This is a genomic window from Haemophilus haemolyticus, assembly GCF_001008205.1.
Classification (GTDB): Bacteria; Pseudomonadota; Gammaproteobacteria; order Enterobacterales; family Pasteurellaceae; genus Haemophilus; species Haemophilus haemolyticus_Q.
In genome coordinates, this window is sequence record NZ_LCTK01000011.1 from 1 (window position 1) to 3464 (window position 3464).

Below are 3464 nucleotides of genomic sequence, written 5' to 3' on the forward strand. Positions count from 1 at the left end.
CGAATCCAAACAAACGAGCGCAGGCACAAGCGGCTCGGTGGCACAGGGTTCAGGAGGTGGAGCCTCGGTCAGTGCCTCCTATAACAAAGCGAAAGTAGATTATGCTCAAGTGAATGAACAAGCCAGTATTCGTATGGGAGAGGATGGCATGGATGCTCATATTCACAACCATACCCAACTGAATGGAGCCATCATCGAAAGCGATGCTGATGCAAGTAAAAACCGCTTTAAAACAAAATCGCTCACGCATACCGATATTGAAAATAAAAGCGAGATTAAAACCGAAAGTGCGAGCATGGGGGCAGGCACGGGAGGCATCAACCCGATGCAAGCTATCAGCTCCACCCTCAGTTTATTAGGTAACACCAATGAAAGCGCGCGCAGCATCACCCAATCAGCCATTAGCGACAACATTCAGATAGACACCGAAACCCCGGAAAATCTGACCGCACTTTCACGTGACACCAAAAATGCGAATCAACGAGTTGAAAAGCAAGATTTACAAAAAGTGCAAGAGCGCCAAGAAATGGCGAAAGTGATAGGCGACATCAGCAACAACGCGATTAATATTGCTACGTATAATGAGCGTGAGAAGATTAATAAACTGTCATTGGAAAAATTTAAAGCGGAAGAAAAATACGGCAAAGCGAGTAAGCAAGCGCAAGAAATCGGTAAACAAATTACTGCGATTCAAAATGACATAGACGGCACTTACGGTATTGGAAGTAAGACAGGCATGGCGATTCGAGCAGTGACGGCAGCATTACAAGCGGCAGCACAAAACGATACTGCAGGCAGTCTTGTTGCGCTGGCTTCGCCTTATCTCAATCAAAAAATCCATGAGATGACGGCAGGTGACACGGCAAAAGACAAAGCGACTAACCTCATGGCACATGCCCTTCTTTCTGCGGTGGAGTTCCAAGTGACAGGCAAAGACCCATTAACAGGTGCAGTGGCTGGGGTGACAGGAGAAGCAACGGCTGAAATCATCGCGAGAGCTTACGGCAAGCCTGTGAGTGAATTAACGGCAAATGAGAAGGAAAACATTAGTACGTTAAGTCAGTTGGCGGGCGGATTGGCTGCGGCATTGACGGCGAAGGTGAATGGCACCACAGCAGAGCAAGGGGGGAGTTTCATCGCGGCAACTTCTGGAGCAGAGACGGCTAAAAGGGCGGTGGAGAATAATTACCTAAGTATTGCAGATGTTCAGAACCTCATTCGCGAACTGAGCAAAGCGCAAAAAGAGGGCCGTGATACTAAACCGATTTTAGAGAAATATAAAGGGATTAGTGAAGAGAATCGCCAGCAACTTATAGCGTGTAAGGGTAATGTGGCTTGTGAAACGGCACATTTACATGAAATGAACACAGGGGCTGAAGAGCTTGAGAGAAATTTAGGGTTCTTTAGTCGTATGACGGTGCATTATCCAAATGATTTAAATACAGCAAATCGTATTGCATTATCTAATTTAGTTGAGAGTGAGAATGCAGAAAGTTTTAGCAAGCTTTCGGATAAAACAAAATTTGGTTTGAATTTGATGGAAGCTGGTACAGCAATGGGTTTGGGTGCAGCAACAGGCTATGCAAAAGTTGGATTTAGCAACGTTAAGAGCTTAATTAGTGGAAAAAATAAAGCTTATCCGACATCGGGAATGGATGGGTATAAGCGTACTAATGTTGGGGATGAGGATTATCCTTCTACAAATAATATTTCTCGCTCATTACTCAGGACTGAATTAGCATTTAAGGATGCTGGAATTTTAGATCATAATGGCTTTCTAACTCAGAATGCAATTGAAAGATCTAAAGTGTTAAAATTAAAAGATGGGTATATTCGCAATCCAGAGATTATTAGAGTTTTAACTAAAGATGGCTCAAGAATAGAAGATTGGGAGAAAATGACTACGGAGTCAATAAAATTACCTAATGGACAGTCTAATCAGATCCATTTTTATAAAAACTCTAAAACAGGAAAAATTGATTATGAGACAAAAGATTTTAAAGTTAAGGGGGAAGTTAATGACTTTAAATTTAAAATGGAGGAAAATAAGAGATGATATTGGAATCTAAAAAAACAGATTTTGAATTCAAAGTTGGTGAGGTGTATTTTGGTTTTGGATTGTTTATTAATTTATATTTAAATAAAATTTATGTATTAATAAGGAGGCCATCAGACTTAACTCCTGTTTTAGAGGATCTGTCTCAATTTAATGTAATAAATTCAAATGATATTTTAAATTGGGATAAAAGAATTGAAAGTAATGGATTGTATATAAATATTCAACCAATGGAATTAAATGATTTTGATTGGGAACTTTATCATAGCGGAGATGAAGAAATTAATAATATTTTTGAGGAAATATATAAAAATATTAAAGATAAGTATGGTGAATGATAATTTTTATAAAATATTAATAAATTAAATTCTATAACTTTATTTTATAGGGTTGATAAGAGCTGGTCTGCTAAGTTAGGGCATGCTTCCCTGTATGATCAAAAAGTTGTGAAATAAAGGAAGTAATTATGCAAACTAAATTTAATTTATATCCTAAAGAACAATTACCTGAAAAATTTAAATTTCCTCAGTCTTATATTGATTTATCGAGTAATATGGAAAAGATAAATGAATTGGAATATTTTCCTTGGTGGTTTGAGGATTCTGAGTTTGAGGATAATGTTTATCTTTATAGTAAGGCTATTGAAGAGCTTACAGGTGTGGCTGATTTAATATCATTTGCTAGAGATGGCGATTGGGCAGCTTGTTTCAAATTGACGGATTATTCTGGAAACCCGAGAGTTTATGTTCACGATCTTGGTAATGAAGCCAATAAATATGAATGTAAGGATTTTGATGAGTGGTTAGCAGAAGAAATCAAAAATGCAAAAGAGTATTAAAATGGACTATTTAAATTTAAGTAAAGAAGTTTCCTATGCGCTTCGTCATGCGCCATGGGAATATGAATTAGAACTGGATTCTGAAGGTTGGGTTTCTGTCGAACAATTAATTTCATCATTTAGAAATAGTGATGAAAAATGGAATACGTTAACCGAAGACGATTTAGTTAAAATGATCAACCTATCGGAAAAGAAAAGGCATGAGATTAAAAATGGAAAAATAAGAGCTTTCTATGGTCATTCAATTCCAATGAAAATTTCTAAAGAAATTGGTTATCCACCAAAGTATTTATACCATGGGACAAGTATAAATTATTTAGATGATATTAAATCAAATGGATTGAAGCCGATGTCTCGTCAATATGTACATTTATCTGAGGATATTGAGACAGCAAAATTGGTCGGGGATAGAAAAAAAGGAGAGACAATTCTTTTGACTATTGATACAGAATTAGCTCAATCTAAAGGCATTAAGTTTTATATAGGTAATGAGAAGGTATGGTTATCCGATGGTATTCCAGTCGAATTCATTAGAGAAAGATAACTTTTAAAGGAAACTAATAAAGTGAT

4 protein-coding genes are annotated in these 3464 nt (G+C 37.2%); all 4 read left to right on the forward strand.

From position 1 onward, the window contains the following. Positions 1-2056, forward strand: a 2056-nt coding sequence (locus AAX18_RS03040) for a VENN motif pre-toxin domain-containing protein (RefSeq protein ID WP_052748872.1), incomplete at its 5' end; no start/stop codon positions are given. Further along, on the forward strand, positions 2053-2394 hold the full coding sequence (locus AAX18_RS03045; RefSeq protein WP_046952905.1) for a hypothetical protein: 342 nt from the start codon (positions 2053-2055) through the stop codon (positions 2392-2394). The genes AAX18_RS03040 and AAX18_RS03045, both read left to right, overlap by 4 nt. Before the next feature lie 128 nt (positions 2395-2522). Further along, the gene (locus AAX18_RS03050) at positions 2523-2894 is read left to right on the forward strand and encodes an SMI1/KNR4 family protein (RefSeq protein ID WP_046952906.1); all 372 of its coding nucleotides are present in this window, start codon (positions 2523-2525) and stop codon (positions 2892-2894) included. Then, on the forward strand, positions 2878-3438 hold the full coding sequence (locus AAX18_RS03055) for an RNA 2'-phosphotransferase (RefSeq protein WP_046952907.1): 561 nt from the start codon (positions 2878-2880) through the stop codon (positions 3436-3438). The genes AAX18_RS03050 and AAX18_RS03055 overlap by 17 nt, the downstream gene beginning before the upstream one ends. Positions 3439-3464 lie beyond the last annotated feature (26 nt).

Excerpts from the sequence above, each read along its gene's own strand:
- AAX18_RS03045 (WP_046952905.1), top strand. The coding sequence starts at position 2,053 with ATGATATTGGAATCTAAAAAAACAGATTTTGAATTCAAAGTTGGTGAG.
- AAX18_RS03050 (WP_046952906.1), top strand. The coding sequence starts at position 2,523 with ATGCAAACTAAATTTAATTTATATCCTAAAGAACAATTACCTGAAAAA.
- AAX18_RS03055 (WP_046952907.1), top strand. The coding sequence starts at position 2,878 with ATGCAAAAGAGTATTAAAATGGACTATTTAAATTTAAGTAAAGAAGTT.